At 64.3% G+C, this 20,347-nt stretch carries 18 protein-coding genes; 8 read left to right on the top strand and 10 right to left on the bottom strand.

Features of this window, described 5'->3' with window-relative positions:
- Nucleotides 1-205: 205 nt before the first annotated feature.
- From RT460_RS01630 to RT460_RS01615, 4 genes are all read right to left on the bottom strand, one after another.
- Nucleotides 206-1,003 carry a dienelactone hydrolase family protein gene (locus RT460_RS01630; RefSeq protein WP_313316763.1) on the bottom strand — a complete coding sequence of 266 codons (798 nt, stop codon included), beginning with the start codon at nucleotides 1,001-1,003 and terminating at the stop codon, nucleotides 206-208.
- Nucleotides 1,004-1,204: 201 nt separating this feature from the next.
- Nucleotides 1,205-2,644 carry a UDP-N-acetylmuramoyl-L-alanine--D-glutamate ligase gene (gene murD / locus RT460_RS01625; protein ID WP_313316762.1) on the bottom strand — a complete coding sequence of 480 codons (1,440 nt, stop codon included), beginning with the start codon at nucleotides 2,642-2,644 and terminating at the stop codon, nucleotides 1,205-1,207.
- Nucleotides 2,625-4,007 (bottom strand): UDP-N-acetyl-alpha-D-muramoyl-L-alanyl-L-glutamate epimerase, encoded by a 1,383-nt coding sequence (gene murL, locus RT460_RS01620; RefSeq protein ID WP_313316761.1) that lies wholly within the window; start codon nucleotides 4,005-4,007, stop codon nucleotides 2,625-2,627. Before murL ends, murD begins: the two co-directional genes overlap by 20 nt.
- Before the next feature lie 79 nt (nucleotides 4,008-4,086).
- Nucleotides 4,087-6,690 carry a bifunctional aspartate kinase/diaminopimelate decarboxylase gene (locus RT460_RS01615; RefSeq protein WP_313316760.1) on the bottom strand — a complete coding sequence of 868 codons (2,604 nt, stop codon included), beginning with the start codon at nucleotides 6,688-6,690 and terminating at the stop codon, nucleotides 4,087-4,089.
- 387 nt (nucleotides 6,691-7,077) lie between these two features.
- Here RT460_RS01615 and RT460_RS01610 point away from each other — a divergent pair, with 387 nt between their 5' ends.
- The 5 genes from RT460_RS01610 (at nucleotide 7,078) to RT460_RS01590 (ending at nucleotide 10,820) form a co-directional block, all read left to right on the top strand.
- Complete coding sequence (locus RT460_RS01610) at nucleotides 7,078-7,938, top strand: PhzF family phenazine biosynthesis protein (protein WP_313316759.1); 861 nt, start codon at nucleotides 7,078-7,080, stop codon at nucleotides 7,936-7,938.
- Between the two features lie 237 nt (nucleotides 7,939-8,175).
- Nucleotides 8,176-9,051, top strand: coding sequence for a PhzF family phenazine biosynthesis protein (locus RT460_RS01605; protein ID WP_313316758.1), 876 nt, complete (start codon nucleotides 8,176-8,178; stop codon nucleotides 9,049-9,051).
- Nucleotides 9,052-9,097: 46 nt separating this feature from the next.
- Nucleotides 9,098-9,889, top strand: a complete 792-nt coding sequence (locus RT460_RS01600) for a hypothetical protein (RefSeq protein WP_313316757.1) — start codon at nucleotides 9,098-9,100, stop codon at nucleotides 9,887-9,889.
- 14 nt (nucleotides 9,890-9,903) lie between these two features.
- Complete coding sequence (locus tag RT460_RS01595; protein ID WP_313316756.1) at nucleotides 9,904-10,269, top strand: 5-carboxymethyl-2-hydroxymuconate Delta-isomerase; 366 nt, start codon at nucleotides 9,904-9,906, stop codon at nucleotides 10,267-10,269.
- Nucleotides 10,270-10,427: 158 nt separating this feature from the next.
- Nucleotides 10,428-10,820, top strand: coding sequence for a glyoxalase superfamily protein (locus tag RT460_RS01590; RefSeq protein WP_313316754.1), 393 nt, complete (start codon nucleotides 10,428-10,430; stop codon nucleotides 10,818-10,820).
- Between the two features lie 70 nt (nucleotides 10,821-10,890).
- Here the strand turns inward: RT460_RS01590 and RT460_RS01585 are convergent, their stop codons facing one another.
- From RT460_RS01585 to RT460_RS01565, 5 genes are all read right to left on the bottom strand, one after another.
- Nucleotides 10,891-11,319, bottom strand: a complete 429-nt coding sequence (locus RT460_RS01585) for a hypothetical protein (protein WP_313316753.1) — start codon at nucleotides 11,317-11,319, stop codon at nucleotides 10,891-10,893.
- 319 nt (nucleotides 11,320-11,638) lie between these two features.
- On the bottom strand, nucleotides 11,639-13,984 hold the full coding sequence (locus RT460_RS01580; RefSeq protein WP_313316752.1) for a TonB-dependent receptor: 2,346 nt from the start codon (nucleotides 13,982-13,984) through the stop codon (nucleotides 11,639-11,641).
- A 143-nt stretch (nucleotides 13,985-14,127) separates the two neighbouring features.
- Nucleotides 14,128-15,813 (bottom strand): amidohydrolase, encoded by a 1,686-nt coding sequence (locus RT460_RS01575; RefSeq protein WP_313316885.1) that lies wholly within the window; start codon nucleotides 15,811-15,813, stop codon nucleotides 14,128-14,130.
- 84 nt (nucleotides 15,814-15,897) lie between these two features.
- Nucleotides 15,898-16,662, bottom strand: coding sequence for a glycine zipper 2TM domain-containing protein (locus tag RT460_RS01570; RefSeq protein ID WP_313316751.1), 765 nt, complete (start codon nucleotides 16,660-16,662; stop codon nucleotides 15,898-15,900).
- A 114-nt stretch (nucleotides 16,663-16,776) separates the two neighbouring features.
- Nucleotides 16,777-17,211: an OsmC family protein gene (locus tag RT460_RS01565; protein ID WP_313316750.1), complete on the bottom strand. Its 435-nt coding sequence runs from the start codon at nucleotides 17,209-17,211 to the stop codon at nucleotides 16,777-16,779.
- A gap of 303 nt (nucleotides 17,212-17,514) precedes the next feature.
- On the opposite strand from RT460_RS01565, the gene RT460_RS01560 reads away from it, so the two are divergent.
- From RT460_RS01560 to RT460_RS01550, 3 genes are all read left to right on the top strand, one after another.
- Entirely contained in the window at nucleotides 17,515-17,913 is a 399-nt protein-coding gene (locus RT460_RS01560; RefSeq protein ID WP_313316749.1) for an HU family DNA-binding protein, read from the top strand.
- A gap of 400 nt (nucleotides 17,914-18,313) precedes the next feature.
- On the top strand, nucleotides 18,314-18,619 hold the full coding sequence (locus RT460_RS01555) for a DUF3861 family protein (RefSeq protein WP_313316748.1): 306 nt from the start codon (nucleotides 18,314-18,316) through the stop codon (nucleotides 18,617-18,619).
- Nucleotides 18,620-18,695: 76 nt separating this feature from the next.
- A complete protein-coding gene (locus RT460_RS01550; RefSeq protein ID WP_313316746.1) occupies nucleotides 18,696-19,280 on the top strand; it encodes a DUF1439 domain-containing protein in 585 nt (194 codons plus the stop codon).
- Nucleotides 19,281-19,717: 437 nt separating this feature from the next.
- Here RT460_RS01550 and RT460_RS01545 read toward each other — a convergent pair whose 3' ends face one another.
- Nucleotides 19,718-20,185 (bottom strand): SET domain-containing protein-lysine N-methyltransferase, encoded by a 468-nt coding sequence (locus tag RT460_RS01545; RefSeq protein ID WP_313316745.1) that lies wholly within the window; start codon nucleotides 20,183-20,185, stop codon nucleotides 19,718-19,720.
- Nucleotides 20,186-20,347 lie beyond the last annotated feature (162 nt).

Raw genomic sequence — 20,347 nt, 5'->3', positions numbered from 1 at the left:
CCCACAATCTGTTGGATTGCTGGTGACGCCCCTGCCGAGCATGGCTCGGCACTACAGCGCGGCATTTGTAGCCCGGGTAAGCGCAGCGCACCCGGGGCTCTCCGCGCGATCACGGGGCCTCAGCTTCGCGACTCACGCCGCTCCCACAATCTGTTGGATTGCTGGTGACGCCCCTGCCGAGCATGGCTCGGCACTACCCGAAGCCTTAGTCGCCCAGGCGCTCTTCGAGGAAGTTGTCCATCATCTTCCAGGCGCGTTTTGCTGCGCGTGGATCGTACAGGCAGCCCGGCGGGCTGTTGGCGTCGGATTCGGCGAAGCAATGCACGGCGCCGCTGAAATTGACGAACTGCCAATCGGCCTTGGCCGCATCCATTTCCGTACCGAAGTTGGCAATGTCCTCGGCGGTAACGCCACGGTCTGCCGCGCCATTGAGCACCAGGACCGGTACCTTGCCGCTACCCGCTGCGGCCGGCGCAGGCGTGGACAGCCCACCATGCAGGCTCACTACCCCGGCCAGCGGCATGCCGGCACGGGCCATTTCCAGCACGGTGGTGCCGCCGAAGCAGAAGCCTACGGCGGCAATATGGTTTGCATCCAAGGGAGCCTTGCCGGCCTGTGCCTTCAAGGCATCCAGTGCTGCCGCCGCACGGCTGCGCAGCAGGGCACGATCCTCGCGCAACGGCTTGGAGGCTGCCGCCGCGGCATCATTGTCCTGCGGGCGCACGTTCTTGCCGTACACATCGGCGACCAGCACGACATAGTCATCGCCGGCAATCTGCTCGGCCTTGGCCACCGCCGAGTCGTTGACCCCGCGCCAATTGGGCACCATCACAACGCCGGGACGGCGGGCATCGCCTTCATCGTCGTAGACCAGCACGCCACTATAGGTGGTTCCCTGCAGCTGCCATTCGACCGGGCGATGCTGCATTTTCGCGAAGGCGGGGATGGATGCGGTGACACACAAGGCCAATACCGCCAACTGCATTTTCCGTGCTGCGCGCATGGGACTGCTCCGGTCTGGGGTGTGTGGCGAGTCTAGGCGCTGGGTGTTTCTAGAGCAAAAGCTTGCCCTCACCCCAACCCCTCTCCCGCAGGAGAGGGGCTAACTCGCTAGCAACTGACGGAAACCGAGCCCCTCTCCTGCGGGAGAGGGGTTGGGGTGAGGGCAAGCTTCTCGCACGAGCCATCAGCCCGCACATCAAGCTCAACCAATCCCCAACCCCGGAATCGCGCTGATGCTATCCGGGTCAAACCCGGCCAATTCAGCAAAATGCCGCCCGCGCGCCACATAGTCCTTATAGGCACCAAAGCTGGGCGCGCCCGGTGACAGCAGCACTACCCCGCCCTGCTCACCCAACGCAACACGCGCCAGTTCCACCGCATGCGGCAAATCACCCGCAGCATGCAGACCAAAACCACCGGCCTCCGCCAGCGGCGCTAGCAGCGCGTTGATACGCGGCCCGTTCGCGCCCATGGTCACGATCTCGACCGGTGCGTCACTGCGCATATGCTCGGCAAAATCATGCCAGTCCAGACCACGGTCGTGGCCGCCCACCAGCAGCGCGATGCGCTGCCCGGCGAAACAATCCAACGCGGCCAGCGATGCATGCGGCGTAGTGCTGATCGAGTCATTGACCCATTGCAGGCCGTCGCGTTCGCCCAGAAGCTGCAGGCGGTTCGGCAAGGGCCGGAAGCTCTGCACTGCAGGTGCCAAAGCAACCGCATCCAGCCCCAGCGCTTCCAGCGCGGCCAGTACGGCGCAGAGGTTGCCGCGGTTATGCCGGCCCGGCAGCGGTGTGTTGGAGGTATCGAATACCGGTTGCGTGCCGCGATGCACGACTTCGCCAACCATATGCCAGCCTTCGGGCTGGTTGAACCAGACGATCTGGCTGTGCGGCAGCTGCAGTATGCGCAGGTGCTCGTCGGCCGCATTGAGCACGGCAACACGCGGATGCCCGCCGGTCACCAACGACAGCTTGTCGTCGATGTAGCGCTGCTCGCTGCCGTGCCAGTCCAGATGCTCCGGGAAAATGTTCAGGACGATGGCCACGTCCGGCCGCACGCCACTGCGCGCCACTTCGCCGGTCTGATAGCTGGACAGTTCAACCGCCCAGTATTCCGGTGCCGGTTGCGGGTCCAGTGCCTCAAGCAGCGGCAGGCCGATATTGCCGATCAGGCCGGTGCGATGGCCGGCAGCACGCAGCAGGTGCGCCAGCAACGATGTCGTGGTGCTCTTGCCCTTGGTGCCGGTCACGCAGACCGTATTGGGCAGCGCATCGTTCGCATCGGCGTGTTCGCTGAACCACAGCGAGGTACCGCCGATGAACTGCGTGCCCTGGCCCTGGGCGTACTGTGCCTCGGGCTTGTAAGGACTGATGCCGGGCGACTTGATCACCACGTCGAACGAAGCCAACAGCTCACCAGTGACCTCGGTTTCAACACGCAGATGCGCATCACCCAACGCCAGAATTTCTACTGCTTCGGAACTGGAACAAAGCACCGTCAAACGCGCAGGAAACCGCTCCTGCGAATCCCGACTCCCGGCTCCCGAATCCCAATCACGCAACGCGTGATATGCGGCACGGCCCTCACGGCCCCAGCCCCACAGCGCGACACGCTTGCCTTCAAGCTGCGAAATTCGCACGCAGACGCTCCCACAGTGCTGCCGGGATGCGGTGTTCACCGTCGATGACCAGCAGCGGTTCGATCTGTAGTTCATCGGCCGACAGGGTCGGCTGGATCAGGTTGGCGAAGCGCTTGACCAGCACGTCTTCCTTCCATTCCGGGCGCGATGCCAGGGTGGCCATCGCCGCACGTGACTCCTTGCCCTCGCCCACGCACTCGAACGGCTTGTGGTCCTGGAACTCGAGCAGCGCGTCGTAGCCGCCGGCCTGCTCGCTGTCGTCCAGCAGGTTGCGGCCAAAGATGCGCACCAGACGCATCTTCGGCATGAACGGTGCCAGCGCCAGGAACACGAAGTGGCACTTCGGGCAGACGCCGCACCAGCGGTTCACCGGGCGCTCGCCGAGGATGTGGAAGTTGCGGTTGCAGCTGGAGAAATGTGCGTCGTAGAAATCGGTCTTGGCGAACTGGCGGGCCACCGCCAACTCCGACAAGGGGCGCAGCAGCGAGTAGTAGTTCAGGTCGGCGGCGATGTACTGCTGCACGTATTCGCCAAACGCCTTCTCGAACGCCCAACCCTTGGACCACTGATGGTTCACTTCGCCGGTGCCTGCGATCTGGCTGCCATAGCTGGCCGAGCGTTCGTTGGAGAACACCACCTGGTCCATGCCCTGCACCACCGCTGCCAGCACCATGATCGCCGAGTTCACCGCGGTGACCGGGATATGGCCGTTCCAGGCGCCCTGGCGGTTGAGCTCGAACAGCTCCGGCGCCAACGTGCGGCCGATGTTGAGCGTGGGCAGGCCGGTGCGCTCGGCACAGGCACGGATCAGCTGCGAGCCGCCGATCCAGGTGACGGTTTCAGCCACGCCGGCATTGCGCAGGGCTTCGATGCTGACCAGCGAGTCCTTGCCGCCGCCGATGGCTACCAGGGCGTGGTGGGTCAGGTTGAGATTGGGCGCAGAAGCACCCTCACCCCAACCCCTCTCCCGGGGGGAGAGGGGCTCAGTCACCGGCAGCTTGAACCTGTCGCGCAGGTTCAGGCCGTTGCGGTAGGCGAACTCGCCCAGGCCGTTGAAGTACACCGTTTCCACCAGCGCGGCGGTGGCCGCGTCGATGGCGTAGCTGTCGATGCTCACCTGCGCCGGCACCGCTGCCTTGTAGTAGCTCACACCGGCGATCAGGTGCAGCAACTGCAGCGCGCGTTGCACCGCTGCGGCGCGGTCGCCGTCCAGCTGGAACGGTGCGCCCGGCACGGTGACGGTCTCGGTCATCTCCGGGCCGTCGTCGAAGGCGTATACCAGCTGCGCAACGCCAGTGTCCGCAGCGAAATCGCAGCGGACGAAGCGGAAGCGGGAAACCTGGTCTTTATCAAAAGCTGTCATGGCATATCCGAATCAAACGAACCGTTTTCGCGCGGTGGCGCGGCGGGACGACAAAGAGGTGTGCAGGGAACGAACAGCATCAGGCATCGATGATGTCCTCGCGCGGCAGGGCGCGCTGGTTATAGGTACTGGCCATGCTGAAGCCATAGGCGCCGGCATCGGCGATCAGCATCACATCGCCGTGTGCGGTGGCCGCCGGCAGCTTCACGCGCTGCGCGAACACGTCGCTGGACTCACAGATCGGGCCGACCACGCTGAAATCAACATCGCGGGCATCGCCCAGGCGGCTGAGGTTGGCGATGTCGTGCCAGGCGTCATACAGCGCCGGGCGCAGCAAGGCGTTCATGCCGGCATCCAGGCCAACACGGCGCACGCCGTCCTTCTCCACCACCTGCGTGGCGTGGGTCAGTAGCACGCCGCATTCGGCGACCATGAAACGGCCCGGCTCGATCGCCAGCTGGAAGGCCGGGTGCACGGCCTTGATATCGGCCAGGCCAGCAGCCCAGGCTTCCAGATCAAACGGCTCGTCGTCGTCGCTGTACGGCACCGGCAAGCCGCCGCCGATATCGAGGATCTCGACGCTGCCGATGCGGCGGGCGAAGCCGGCCATTTCGTCGACCATCTGCTTCCAGTGGCCGCTGTTCTCGATGCCGCTGCCCAGGTGCGCGTGCACGCCGGTGATGCGGATATCCAGCGCGCGGGCGGCGGCAATGAACTCATCCACGCGCAGCGCGGACAGGCCGAACTTGGACTCCTTGCCGCCGGTGTTCACCTTCTTGTGGTGGCCGTCGCCATGGCCCAGGTCGATCCGCAGCCACAGCTTGCGGCCACGGAAAACCTCCGGCCAGTTCTGCAGCAGCTCGACATTGTCGACGGTGACGTTGACGCCACGCGCCAGCACGGCCTGGTATTCGGTGATCGGGGCGAAGCTCGGCGTGAACAGCACGCGCTCGGGGCTGATATCCGGCACCGAGGCGAACACCAGTTCCACCTCGCCCTGCGAAACGCATTCCAGGCCGAAACCTTCGACGGCCAGCGTGCGCAGGATCTGCGGATGCGAGTTGGCCTTGATCGCGTAGAAGCGGCGATCGATGGCGCTGATCGCGTTCAACTGGCGGGCGCGTTCGCGCACCTTGTCCAGGTCGTAGACGTAGGCCGGCGTGCCCTGTGCAGCCAGTTCCAGCAGCCGCTGCTGGCGCGCCGGCGCCTGCCACCACGGCGTCTGCCGCGGGCGGATGCTGCCGATGATTTCGCGCCAGCGCGGGCCAAATACATGTTCTTCGTACACCGGCATGGCGCCGCTGTCGATCAGCTCTTCGTGCAGGATCGGCAGCAGGCCATCGGCATCGGCTTCGTCGATGACGAAGGTCAGGTTCAAGTCGTTGGAGGACTGCGAAATCATGTGCACGCGCTCCTTGCCGAACGTGGCCCACACGTCGGAGAGCTTGTACAGCAGCGAGCGCATGCCGCGGCCGACCAGGGTGATGGCCGCGCACGGCACGATCACCTTGACCTTGCAGATCTGCGACAGGTCGGCCGACAACGCGGCCAGCACATCGGTGTTGACCAGGTTTTCTGACGGGTCCAGCGACACGGTGACGTTGGTCTCGGCCGAACCAATCAGGTCCACCGACAGGCCGTGCTTCTTGAACAGGCCGAACACGTCGGACAGGAAGCCGACCTGCTGCCACATGCCAATGCCTTCCATCGAGATCAGCACGATGCCGTTGCGGCGGCTGATCGCCTTGACGCCAGGCACCGGCTCGGCCGCGCCGTCGATGCTGGTACCCGGCATGTGCGGGCGCTCGGTATCGAGGATGGCCATCGGCACGCCGGCGTCGCGACAAGGCTTGATCGAGCGCGGGTGCAACACCTTGGCGCCGGTGGTGGCGATTTCCTGTGCCTCGTAATAGTCCAGCCGGGTCAGCAGGCGCGCGTCCGGCACGTCCTTGGGGTTGGCGCTGAACATGCCCGGCACGTCGGTCCAGATCTCCACACGGCTGGCGCCGAGCAGTGCACCGAAGTATGCGGCCGAGGTATCCGAACCGCCGCGGCCAAGGATGGCGGTACCGCCGTCACCGTGGCGGGCGATGAAGCCCTGGGTGATCAGCATGCGCGTCGGCTGGGCGGAAAAACGCTGCTTGAAGTCGCCGCCGCCCTGCCACTGGCAGTTCACCGACAGGCGCTGCGACCATTCGGTCTGGTTCGGCGCGGCCGGCAGTGCATTGAGCCATTCGCGCGCGTCCATCCAGCCGAAATCCAGGCCGGTGCTGCGCAGATAGGCGGCGCCAACGCTGGAGGACAGCAGTTCGCCCTGGCCCAGTACTTCGGCCTGCCAGTCCAGCGGACGGCTGGCCGCACGCGGGTCATCCAGCAGCGCCTGCAGGGCAGCCAGACGTTCAGCCAGCACCTCGGTGCCCAGCTCCAGCTCGGCCAGGAATTCGTTGTGGCGGGCGACCAGCGCTTCCACACGGGCACGGCTGTCGGCGGCGCCGTCGGCAATGGCGGTCAATTCATTGGTGACGCCGGACAAGGCCGACACCACCACCAGCACCCGGCCGCCGGTCTCGTCTGCCCGTTTTTTTGCCAACTGACCGATCGTGTTCCAGCGATGACGACGCGACACCGAGGTGCCACCGAACTTGAGGACGATCCAGCGATCAGCAATTGGGGAAGCAGACATTGGCTTTGGGGGTTCACAAGTGGGAGAAAGACCCGGCAATGCGGGCGGAACTCCCGATTCTATGCCAAGGCCGTTGAGGCAGGACGGCTGAGTTACCGGCGATACCATCGCCGCCCGGCCTCCCCTCCCGGGGCCAAGAAAGTAGCACTTGCAACGATCTGGGTCATCCCGGGATGAATGGGCACCGCTGACGGCCGCTTCCGGGCCGACTTCCGGGGTGCCTGCATCTGCGGGCTGTCAGACCCGCGCAGGCGGAGTGAGGGGCACATTCCTGCCCGCTACTCCTTGCCGACTGCGGGTACAGGCACCAGGAACGCCCGGCACAGCCCACACGACATTTCCGCCCGCCTTCCCTAAGCTGGCCAACCCTGCCCCATCCAAAGCCTCATGACCGCACGCCGCTACCTGCAACTGGACGTCTTCGCAGCCCGCCCCGGCACCGGCAACCCGCTGGGCGTCATCGTCGACAGCGAAGGCCTGGACGACATGGCCATGCAGGCCATCGCCGCCTGGCTGAACCTGTCCGAGACCATTTTTTTCCTGCCGCCTGACGAGGGCACCAGCTACCGCATCCGCATCTTCACCCCCAAGGGCGAGCTGCCCTTTGCCGGCCACCCCAGCGTGGGCGCCGCCTGGGCGGCGGTTGAACTGGGCCTGGCCACGCCCGACGACAACGGCCAACTGATCCAGCAATGCGCGGCAGGGCTATTGCCGGTACTGGTCCAGGGTGGCCGCTGGTTCCGCCAGATCCATGTGCGCAGCCCGCAGGCCGAACGCCGCGATACCGTCATCGACAAGCTGCCCGACGGCCTGGCGGCCCTGGCCAAGCCCGGCCACAGCCCGGAACTGTGGAACAACGGTCCGGACTGGTGGCTGCTGGAAGCTGGCAGCGAAGCCACCCTGCGCCGCTACAAGCCCGAACTGGCCGCCATCGCGGCCCTGCCTGGCCGCGGCAAACTGGCGATCTATGCCGCCGCTGATCGCCCTGACGTTGGCTACCAATACGTGGTTCGCGCCTTCGCCCCGGGCGTAGGCATCAACGAAGACCCGGTCACCGGCAGCGCCAATGCACTGGTTGCCGCGCAACTGCTGCAACAGGGGCGGATCAAGCCGTTCCAGCAATACCTTGCCAGCCAGGGCCGCGAACTAGGCCGCAACGGCGAGGTGCGGGTGGAAGTGGATGCGGAGTCCAACATCTGGATTGGCGGTGAGGTGCAGCAGGTGATTGCGGGGCAGATTGAGTGGTAAGCGCAAGAAGCCACAGTTCCCAGCCCCTCTCCCCTCGTGGGAGAGGGTGCCCCGAAGGGGCGGGAGAGGGGGACGTGCAAAGCACGTCTTGCGTTGGCCTTGGGCCTTCCGTCTGAAGAACAGAGCAAGCGGACTTCGTCCGCCTCCCCTCACCCCAACCCCTCTCCCGCAGGCGGGAGAGGGGCTAAAGCCACAGCCACAGCCACAGCAACACCCCTACCGCATCCGGACCCGCCCATGACCACCCGACGCTTCCTGCAACTTGATGTCTTCGCCCCGCGCCCCGGCACCGGCAATCCGCTTGCCGTGGTGCTCGATGCCGACGGTCTGGACGATGCCGCCATGCAGGCTATCGCCCGCTGGACCCGTCTGCCAGAAACCACCTTCATCTTTGCGCCCAGCAAGCCTGGCACCAGCTACGGCATCCGCATGTTCGCCCCGCAGAAGGAGGTGCCGTTCGCCGGCCACCCCAGCGTCGGCAGTGCCCATGCCGTGCTGGAAAGCGGGGTCGCCGCCGCCATCGATGGCCAACTGGTCCAGGACGGCATAGCCGGTGAGCTGCCGCTGCAGATCAGCGAACACGACGGCATCCGCACCATCGCCATCCGCACGCCGCGCGCGTCGGTTGCCGAAGTCGTCACCGCCAGCGACCCGCGCCTGCAACCGGCCATCGTCGGCTGGCCACTGGGCAGCCTGCCGCCCGCACTTATGGATGGCGGCCGCCGTTGGTGGGTAGTGGAGGTTGCGGACGAAGCCACGCTGCGCACCCTCAGCCCCGACTGGGACGCCATCGCCGCCCTCGCCGAGTCCACCGGTGCGATGGGCGTATTCGCCTATGCACGCGCCGCAGGCGATGGCTACCAGCTGGTAGTGCGTGCGTTTGTCGGCAACGGCCGTCGCTTTGAAGATGCCGCCTCGGGTGCTGCCAACGCCGTGCTCGCCGCCTGGCTGGACGAACGCGATGCCCTGCCCGGCAGTGGCAAGCGCTACACCGCCAGCCAAGGCCGTGAAGTGGGCCATGACGCATTGCTGGAACTGCGCATCGACGACCAAGGCGACGTATGGTCGGGCGGACAGGTGCAGACCGTGATCCGCGGAACCATTGATTGGTAAGCAGGTCACAGCCTGACCAATAGCGAAGCAAACCAAGGAGTTGGTAATGCATGGATGGATCTTGCTGCTCGCGCTGCTGCTGGCATGCAATGCCTGCGCCGCCGACGTCCCAGCTCAACCGGCAAAGGTCTTGTTCGTCGGCAACAGCCTCACCTACGTAGGCAACCTGCCGGCCACTTACGCCGCCTTGAGCGCCGCCAATGGCCATCCGGTGCACAGCCAGATGATCGTCAAGGGCGGCGCATTCCTCGACGAACGGCATGCCGATGGCTCATTGCAGCGCGCCTTGGCCGAGCAGCACCCGCAGGTTCTGGTCCTGCAGGAACAGGGCGGCGCCCTGCTCTGCATGCCGGACGAAGCCACCTGCGCACGCTCACGCAACGCAGTGGCTGCAATGGCCCAACTCGGCCGCGAGCACGGTGCGAAGGTGCTGTTGCTTGGCAGCTATCAGGCACACCCGGCGGTATCCCGACTATTGATTGCCAAGGAATCTGCAGCCGCGCAGGCGGCCAATGTTCCCTATGTGGAGATATCCGAGGCTCTGCGCAACGCAGCGACGGCGGCGCCCGATCTGCCGTGGTACGACACGGACGGCATGCATCCCGGCCCCGCACTGACCTTGCTTGATGCCATCCAGCTCTATCGCACGATCCATGGCCACCTTCCGCAACACGGCTTCACGGTAACGGCACCTATCTACACGCCAAAAAGTGGCCTTGACGCCGCCCTGCGCAACGCCGACGACAATGCCCCCTTGGCAGGCACCCCCAGCCAGATTGATTACCCTGAGGCGATGATCCACCGCCTCAACACGCTACTTGCGCCCCAGCAGCCCTAACCGAAGCCCACGCCATGCCGCACCTGACCATCGAGTACAGCAACAATCTGGCAACCGTCATCACCCCGGCATTGCTGCGCGTCGCCAACCATGCCCTGCTGGAAACCGGCCAGTTCGAGGAAGCGGATATCAAATCCCGCGCCTTGCCGTTTGACTGCTTTGCGATCGGCACCAGTGACACCCCACGTGGCTTCGTCGCGGCGCGGCTGGCCATTCTCAGCGGCCGCAGCGCCGACACCAAACGCGAGATTGCGCAAGCCTTGCTGGCCGCGCTGGAAGCGGCGATCAAGCCGGGAACATTGGCGCTGCAAGTCAGCGTGGAGATTGTGGATATCGACCGTGACAGCTACGCCAAGGCCAAACTCGCTCCAAACGTCTGACGTCGACCTGTCACCCGGATCAGCTTATTCCTGATGGTCACGCGGTAAACATCGCCCCCGTCTTGTTGATGTCCCCGCATCAACCACATCCTGTGGGCCACGCAAAACCGTGGCAACATCGCCGCAACTACCTTACAGCGCGCCACAGGAAGTCCGCGATGAAAACGCCTCGGTTTCATTCTGTTTCGCCATTCCTGGGCGTGGAGGATCTACCCGCCGCCCTCACCTTCTACTGCGACCAGCTTGGCTTTGCGTTGGCCTGGGAATGGGGAAGCCCACCCGAACTGGCCGCTGTGTGCAGGGACGAGGTGGAACTGACGCTCGCCACACGCAGCGACGCCAAGCCCGGCGGCATCAGCAGGCTGTACCTGCATATCGATGCGGTGGACCACTATCACGCGCAACTGCAGGCCAAGGGTGTGGCAATCACTGTCGCCATTGCTGACCGGCCCTACGGCATGCGTGACTTCAGCATCACCGACCCGGCCGGCAACGTGCTGTGCTTCGGCCAGGCATTGCCGCAACCTACGGATGTTGCTGGGGCGACGTAAGCGAAGAAGCCCCTCGGCAAATCCTGCTGACCGGCATCTTCGACCGCGACGGGGCTATCGGCTTCGCGTTTTACGCTGATCCAACAGGGCTTCGTTTCCTTGCCAGCAGGTAGCCCAGCCCGGCAAATGGCAGGTAGGCCAGCACAACGTCCAACACTTCGAACCAACGCGGTGCGGGCAGCATGAAACAGCTGGCGATACCGCCCATCAGGAACAACAGGCCGATCAACAGCGATGGCATTCTCTTCACGCGCCCCACTGCAAAGGTTGCAACCAACGCACCGGCGAAGGTTCCCAAGGCATGGGCCAGGAAGGGAAACAGGAAATGCCGCGGCTGGAGCAAGGGCATCGCGGCCTTCAGTCCTTCGGGGGTGCTTGTATCCACACCGGCGGGCGGCGGTACCAGCTCAGCGCCGAGCAGGATCAGGCCCATGTTCACCGCGCTGCCCACGATGAAGCCAAGCACTACCGCCAGCAGTCCCTTCAGGAATCCGCGCATCGTTGCCTTCCCCTTCGCTCCGTGATGGACGGAGTATGAGCCAGACGCAGGCTGGTTTGCATACCCCAGGAGACGTGACCAAGGGCGATAGGCGAAGGCAGGTATCGAGGGGTGACAGGCAGGTCAGCCTGGGAACAGATAAGACCTGCAAGGGCCCTCAGACCGGTGTTGGCCTTGGCATGTTCCCTTCTCCCGTTCAAGGGAGAACAAAGGGCCTGCCCCCGCGAAGGCGGGGGTGCCCCGCAGGGGCGGATGAGGGGAGCTTTTGGATTTTGCGGAAAGCTCCTGCCGAGCATGGCTCGGCACTACAGATGCGGCCTCAGCGCCAGTTGTAATTGAACGACACGCCGATGATCCGAGGGTCGTTGTAAACAGCCGCCATGTAGTTCTCGATCACACCCTTGAGGTTCTTCTCATTGGTGATGTTGCGGGCGAATGCCGCCACTTCCCAGGCACCGTAGCCGCCGCTGTAACCCACGCGCAGGCCGCCTTCGAAGTTGCCCTTGGAATAGAACTCCTTGCTGTCATACAGCACGAACTGGGTTTCGCCCTGCTTGTTCCAATCGGTGGCGAAGAACACCGCGCCGTCATCGCCCACCGGAATGTCGTAGCGCGCAGCCAGATTCAAGTTGTACTTGGGCGCGTTCGGCAACGGGTTGCCGTCAATCTGGGCGTAGACGTTGCTGCCGATCTGGATGGTCGGGTCGTTGACCGTACACACCACAACGCCGTTGAGCGCACAGACCTGCGCATAGACGCGCTTGTCCTGGATTTCACTGTGCAGCAGGCTCAGGCCCGCCGTCAGCGACAGGTTGGGAATCGGCCGCCAATCCAGGTCCGCTTCCAGGCCGTAGGCACGCGCCTTGTCTGCATTGAACAGCACGCCATTGCCGTTGGAATCGTTGCCGTTGAGCTGGATGTCGTTAACGGTATAGGTGAAGCCACTGACGTTCAGACGCAGGCGATTGTCGAGCAGGCTGCTCTTGATGCCGGCCTCCCAGGACAGGATGGTCTCCGAGTCGGCGGTGGTGAAGTCGGCATTGAATACTGCCGAGCGGCCCTGGATGGTGGGGCCGCGGAACCCACGCGCTACACGCGCGTACAGGCTGAGCTTGGGGCTCACCTCGTACATCGCACTCAGGTCCCAGCTGGGCTGGGTATCTGACATCTGCACATCGTGGCGGCCCTTGTAAGTCACCAGCCCGGCGGCGGTGTCAGCGGTCTTCAGCAGGCGCGTGTGCTTCTCGTCCTTGGTCGCGCGAACGCCCGCAGTCAGCGTCAACGCATCGGTGGCCTTCCAGCTCACCTGGCCAAAACCCGCCCAGGAGGTATTGATGTTGCGCAGGCGCACCCAGTTGTTGGGATTGTGCGCGGCGGTATCCAGGAACCAGGCACGCTGGTAGAAATCGGTGGTGTCGCGGCCGTCAAAGTAGAACGCACCCACCTGCCACGACCACGGGTCGGTGGCGTTGGAGGCCAGCCGCAGCTCCTGGGTGAACTGGTCCAGATCCTGCACCTGGCCCATCGACTGGCCATAACCATTGGGCAGTCCGTTGACCGGATAGTCGGCCGCCGCGCCACCATCGGTATCACCGCGGCTGTAGCCGGAGGTGGTCTCGTAGGCACTGATCGAGGTCAGCGTGGTATTGCCGAAGTCATAGGTGGCCTTCAGCGAGCCGCCATGGGTCTTGTAGGCCTGCGGATTGTTGTCGGCTTCGTCGAACGCCACCTTGTCGCGCGCCACATCGACGCGGTTGCTGCCCTTCACCAGCGCGTTGCGCAGGAACAGGGTGGAGGTGCCTTCGTAGTCGCGGGTATGCGCCGAGGCCAGCAACGAGAACTGCTCATTGGGCTTGTACAGCAGCTGCAGGCGCAGATTGCGGTCATCGTAGCCGCCCATCGTGTCTTTCTTCGGTGTCACCGTGCCGTCGGCGCTGGGCCCGCGGTAGGTGTTGTCCACCCAGTCATCGCGGTGCTGATACAGCGTGGAGACGCGGTAGGACAGCACGTCGTTGATCGCCCCGCCCATGCCGCCATCGATGGACACCGTGTTGTAGCTGCCATAGCTCACGTTGACCCGGCCACTCGGGTCCTGGCTGGGCTTGGCGGTATCGAACTTGACGATGCCGGCGGTGGTGTTGCGACCGAACAACGAGCCCTGCGGGCCACGCAGTACTTCCACCTGGTCCACGTCGTAGACCGGGTTGGACTTGAGCACCACATGCTCCAGCACCACGTCGTCCTGGATGATGGACACTGGCTGCGAGGCACCCAGGTAGAAGTCGATATTGCCCAGGCCACGGATATAGAAGCGCGGGAAGATGCGCCCGGTGGTGGTCTCGGCGTAGAAGCTGGGGACACGACCGGACAGCGCCAGCAAGGTGTCATCCGCGCCTTCGGTATAGGCCCGCAAGGCCTCGCCCTGCACCACCCCCACCGACACCGGCACGTCCTGCAGGTTCTGCTCGCGGCGCTCGGCGGTTACCGTCACCGCATCCAGCGCGGTGGCGGTAGCGCGGGCGGCAACAGGCGCAGCCTCCTGGGCCAGCGCCGATTGCGCGGCCAAGGGCAGGACCAGCAGCGCGCAGGCCTGGGCCAGCAGCGTGCGGCGCGGAAGACGATGGGCGGAGCGAGGGAAAGCAGGTACGGCGGGGTGAAACTGCATGGAGTTGCCCTTCATTGGCAGGTGATGAATCCGTTCGGCCAGACAGCACCGATGGCACGTTATGGAAGCGCGCCGATCATCAACAGCCCAGATGGCAATTTGGTTACACCGCCATGGGCACACAACCCATGGCGGTGTCAGGCTCAGCTACCCGATGCTTCGCCGGCCTTGTAAACCGGCTCACCGTCGACCCAGGTCGACAACACTTTCAAATCATCAAGCTGGTCGGCGGCAACCTTCAGCGGGTCACGGTCCAGCACCACGAAGTCCGCACGCAAGCCCGGTACCAGCCTGCCTACCTGGGCTTCGTCGTGGCCGGCCCAGGCGGCATCGCTGGTGAAGCCGCGCAGGGCTTCGGCCGCGCTCAGGCGCTGCTCCGGCTGCCAACCGCCCGGCGGCTGGCCATCGCGATCCTGGCGGGTCACTGCCGCATACAAGCCCAGCCGCGGGTCGACCTGCTCCACCGGGAAGTCGGAACCCAAGGCCAAGCGTGCGCCGCTGTGCAGGAAACGCTGCCAGGCATAGGCGCCCAGAATCCGTTCCGGCCCCACCCGCTGTTCGGCCCAGCCCATGTCCGAGGTCGCATGGGTTGGCTGCATCGAGGCGATCACACCCAGCTTGGCGAAGCGCGGGATGTCCTCCAGCGCTACCACCTGTGAGTGCTCTACACGCCAGCGGTGGTCATCACCCTTGTGCGCACCCAGCACCTTTTCGTAGGTATCGAGCACGATGCGGTTGCCGCGATCGCCGATGGCGTGGGTGGCGACCTGCACCTTGCAGCCGTCCGCCTTGCGCACCGCCACTTCGAACGCTTCCGGCGACGTCATCAACAGGCCGTGGTTGTGCGGATCGTCGCTGTAGGCGGTGAGCAGGGCCGCGCCGCGGCTGCCCAAGGCGCCATCCATGTACAGCTTGACCCCGCGCATCTCCAGCCGCCCGCCCGGATGGGCGTACAGGCCGGCCTTGCACAGGTCTTCCAGCGCCTCATTGTTGCCGTCAGCATAGGCGTCGATGCGCAGCGGCAACTTGCCCTGGTCGGCCAGGCGCTTCATCAGCGCCAGGTCCTCGCGCGATACGCCCATGTCGTGCACACCGGTAAGGCCATTGCTGACCGCAGCCTGCAATGCAGCCTGCAAGCGCTTCTCGCGTGAGGCATCGTCCTGCGCCGGGATCTGGTCATAGACCAGCGCCGCAGCGCCATCGACCAGTACGCCACTGGGGCTGCCATCGGCGTTGCGCAGGATGCGCCCGCCTTCCGGCTGCCAATCACCGGACAGGGACTTGCCAGCCTTTTCGGCAACACGGATGGCGGCGGTGTTGACCCAACCGGCGTGACCGTCGACGCGCTCCAGATAGAGCGGGCGTTGCGGGAAGGCCGCATCCAGATCGGCGGCGGTGGGGAAATCGGTGTTGTCCCAGCGGTTCTGGTCCCAGCCGCGGCCCAGCAGCCACTCGCCGGGCGCCAGGGTCTTTTCGAAAGCTTTGAGCCGCTCCAGCACCTCGCCGCGATTGCGCGCGCCGGTCAGGTCGGCCTGCATCAAGGTATTGCCCAGGCCCATGATGTGCGCATGGGCATCGATCAGGCCCGGCACCACCGTGGCACCGCCCAATTCCAGCGCGGATGCCTGCGGATAGGCTTTGCGCAGCGCCTCGGCACTGCCCACCTGCAGCACGCGGCCAGTGTCGCTGTCCCAGGCCATTGCGCCGGCCACGGGCTGGACGGCATCGCCGGTGCGAATGGTATCGGCCACCAGCAATTTGACCTCGGCCTGGGCCGGAATCACATGCAGGCAAGGGAGCAGCAGGGCAACACAGGCAATACGACGCATCACGCACTCTCCTGAACGGGATGAGGCGACTATGCCGCCATCGTGCAGGCGTGACAAACCGTGATGCGTACCACCCGGGCCAGATCAGTCAGCGCTGACGTCTACCCGCACGCGGATGCTGTCGCCGGGATGGTAGTCCCGACGTGTGTGGTACTGGCGGCCACCGTACTCGTAGGTGACGTCATAGCCATCCACGCGCTCACTTTCGCTCCCGTAGCCACTGGGCTCGCAGACACGGACATCGCTGCGACGGTAATCGGGGCGGCGATTGTTGGCTTCATAGATGGCACGGCCTGCAGCACCGCCGGCAATCGTGCCCACCGCCGTGCCCAGGTAGCGGCCATCGCCGCCGCCAATGCGGCTGCCGAGCACGGCACCGGCAATTCCACCGATCACCGTGGCCAGCTGGCGGCCGGTATCACTGCCCTGGCGATAGGCGCCATCGCCGTAATTGCCGTTGGAATAGGGGTTGTTGCCGTAACCGTTGCTGCCATAGCGGCCGTTGTTGTAATAGCCATCGCCACGGTAGCTGCCGCTGCCGTAAACCTGGTCGCTGTCCCCGGTCACGTAGGCGCCATCATTACGCTCATAGCAACGCTCGTTGCGGCCGTTGCCGCTGACGATGATCGGGTCGACGCGGACCACGCGGGCGTTGTCGTACACCGGGTTGTTGCCATCGCCGTTGCCGCGGTATTGAGCGTCCACATACCGGTCATCCTGCCGGTACTGGCCGTTGTCATACGCCGACCCGGGACGGTATTGGCCGTCGTCGTAGTACTGCGCCGAGGCCGGCAAGGCGGCCAGCAAGCCAAGCGTGAGAACACCGGCAACAAGCAATGAACGCAGCATGGCAGTAACCATTGAGGTTGGGATGGGCGATGCTCGGGCGTAGCAGGTGAAACCACCCTGAACCGGGCTGGCCCACGTTACCGCAGTGCCAGCCCTTTCAGGAAGCAGCAGGAATCAGGCCGAAAATTCGGTTTCCAGACTCACCGGAACGGCGCTCAATGCCTTGGATACCGGGCAATTCTGTTTCGCGTCCTCGGCAATTGCGCGAAACCGGGTCTCGTCCAGGCCCGGCACCACTGCCTTCACCTTCAGGCGGATCTGCGACAGCTGCGGCCCCCCGTCCATCGACAAATCCACATCGGCGCGGGTGTCCAATGCCGAAGGGGGGAAGCCGGCTTCGCTGAGCTTGGCCGACAGCGCCATGGTGAAACAACCGGCATGGGCCGCGGCGATCAGCTCCTCGGGGTTGGTGCCCTTCTCGTCACCGAAGCGGCTGTTGAACGCATAGCGGGTGTTGTCCATCAGACCGCTCTGCGGTGTGCTCAGGCGACCCTGGCCGGTCTTGAGGTCACCTTCCCAATGTGCGGTTGCGTGGCGCGAAATACCCATGGTGGAACTCCTCGTTGTGGATGGCGCGCACAGCGTAGTGCATCGGGTGTTAGCGGCTTGTGCGGCGCAGCGGGTCTTGTGATCGGCGTACCCTTGGCCCGCGCAGAGAGCTGTCGGCAAGGGTGTTGAAACGCGCTTTTGCCCCTGCATTTTCGCCATATGCAGCTGCGAGGACCTGCCAAAAGCAATTTTTATGGGCTTTTTTGCATCAAACCTATTGGCGGCGTGCAATTGATGCCCTACATTTCGCTTGCCGACGGGGTCGGCACGACCAACAACCAACCGTTCACGGAACAGGAAATCATGGCAAAGACCGCTAAAAAGGCTGCCCCGAAAAAGGCAGTGAAGAAAGTTGCAACCAAGGCAGCAGCCAAGCCGGCCGCAATCAAGCCGATCAAGGAAGCCCTGACCAAGTCGGGTCTGGTCGCCCACATCGCCGAAGCCACCAGCGTTGCTGCCAAGGACGTGCGTGCCGTGTTCGCCGCCCTGGAAGGCGCCGTCGCCGCCTCGGTCAACAAGAAGGGCGCTGGCTCCTTCACCCTGCCGGGCCTGCTGAAGATCTCGACCGTGAACGTTCCGGCCAAGCCGAAGCGCAAGGGCATCAACCCGTTCACCAAGGAAGAGCAGTGGTTCGCCGCCAAGCCGGCTACCACCAAGCTGAAGGTTCGCCCGCTGAAGAAGCTCAAGGACGCTGCGCTGTAATAGCGCAACATCTTGGCGATCAAACGGGACGGCATTGCCGTCCCGTTTTTTTTTGTTTCTCGGCCAAGCGGCTTCAACGTCGCCCGGGCAAGCACACTACGCCGGATGAACAACAGATGGCGTTGCCGCTTGCACCCCATCAAGCCCGGATGCATTGCACTTATCCGGGCTGGCTCGCAGCGGATTTCGGGATCCGCCGGCTGGGAGCCGCGGCAGACCAGGCAGGTTCCCGCAGCGGGCTTATCCCCCTGCCCGGCCCTGATCGAAAACGTTCCCATGGGCCGCAGCGTTCCAGCAAAGCGGCGATAAACAGGCTGGAACACAGCGTCATGGTCCACCGCCTCGAAACGGCACGAGGGTGCGCCTATGGTGGCACCTCACCCATTCCCCTCGATGCCCCATGTCCTCCCCCAAGCATCGCTACCGCATCACCGTGACGCCGATCGAAACCGACGGCCAGCAGTGCAGTGGCCGCTGCACGATCGAATTTGAACAACGCAGCCAGTACAACTGGATGCGGCAACTGGAAACCGCCCAAGGCCAGCGGCGCCTTGGCTGCAACGACGATGCCGGTGTGATCGTCACCACTGGACTGCTGGAAAGCCTGTCCGAATCGTCAGCCAAGCCCGGCAGCCTGCTGGCCCTGCTGCAACCGGAGCTGGATCAGCTGCTTGCCAAGCTGCAGCGCCTGCAAAGCGCGGAATAAGGCCAGCGGCTAATAAGCCATTCACCCAATGCGGTTATCTTTGCTTCTTTCCTGATAACCGCTGCGAGTCGACCCAATGAAGCTGCGCTCCCTGCTCCTGTCCTCCCTCGCCGCGCTGGCACTGGCCACTTCCGCGCAAGCAGCCCCCCAGGTCAACGGCAAACAGCTGACCATCGGCCAAGCCGACGTACAGCAGTACCTCGACGGCAGCTTCCCTCGTACCCAGAAGACCCTTGGCGGGCTGCTGGCGCTGACTGTAAGCGAGCCGCAACTTGCGCTGCCCCAGGGCAGCCGCCTGGACCTGGGGTTTGACCTGGCGATGGCCGCTGGTGGCTCGGCAATGCCGGTGGGCAAGGTGCAGATCAGCAGCGGCCTGCGTTATGACGCACAGACCCAGGGCTTCCATCTGGACCAGCCGACCGTGGACGGCTTCCGTCCCGCGGCCGGCAGTGGCGAACTGGACTCCAGCACCCGTAGCCTGCTCAACAGCTGGCTGGCCGACTATGCGCGGCGCGAACCGATCTACAAGATCGACCCGACCATCGCCAAGGTGATGGGCGTGCTGCAGGTGCAGTCCGTGGGCATCGAGAACGGTCGCATCGCGGTCAACTTCAACCAGAACCTGGGCAGCTTCGTGCCGCAGGGCTTGTTGGGGAACTGATTGGGGTTGGGGAGGGGGCGAGATTGGGGATTGGGGATTGGGGATTCGCAAAAGCGTGGCACTCCCGCCGCCCTGCCGCTTTCGGCCTGCAACAAATAAGCGGCATCCCCTCCCGCACGATGAGGGCAAAAACCAGCGCGGCCGCCTTTACGAATCCCGAATCCCGGCTCTTCAGCGCTTCGCGCTGTAGCGAGCTGCTTTCACTCTGCAATACATCAACGGCACGCCCTCTCGCACGATGAGGGCGAAAACGAGCGCGGCCGCCTTTACGAATCCCGAATCCCGAATCCCCAATCCCGGCTCTTCAGCGCTTCGCGCTCTAGCGACCTGCTTTCGCTCTGCAACACATCAACGGCACGCCCTCCCACACGATGAGGGCGAAAACCAGCGCGGCCGCTTTTGCGAATCCCGAATCCCGATTCCCCAATCCCGGCGCTTCAGCGCTTCGGCTGCAGCATCGTCCCGGTGCACTTGGGCGAGCCGCAACGGCACTCCCAGATCTTCTTCAGACGTGCGGTGTGGCGCTCGGCCAGGGTGATGCCGTAGTTGTAGGTCAGCTCTTCGCCGGGCTTGATATCACGGATGGCTTCGATGAACACCTTGTCGGCGGTGCGGTCGTCGCCCTCGGCCTCTTCGATCATGGCCTCGCAGTTCGGGTCGCAGCTGTGGTTGATCCAGCGTGCGTCATTGCCCTTGTGGTTGGCATCGATGACGTAATCATCGTTCAACGTGAACAGAAAGGTGTGGCCACTTTCAACGTCGCCGGTGTCATCGGCATCGACTTCGGCATGGGTACGGCGCTTGCCCTTGTACTCGATGACGCGCTCGCCCTTCTTGATTGCGGCCACGCTGAAAACGCCGTTGCCGTGGATGGAGGATTTGCGCGCCTGGATCTTCTTGGGCATGTACATGGCCGGAACGTGAGTGAGGCAGTGATTCTCCCCCATCGGGCAGGACAACCCAAGGGGAGGCACTGCATTCAACGGCGGGAAGGCGGATGACTGATGTCATGGGCGCGAGGAATGCAGCCTCTGGCTTCCCTTCTTTCGGATGGGGACAAACAGCAG

The sequence above is a fragment of the Stenotrophomonas sp. genome, assembly GCF_032061965.1.
Taxonomy (GTDB): Bacteria; Pseudomonadota; Gammaproteobacteria; order Xanthomonadales; family Xanthomonadaceae; genus Stenotrophomonas.
Note: the sequence above shows the minus strand (reverse complement) of the source record. Positions and strands in the feature narration are given on the sequence as shown.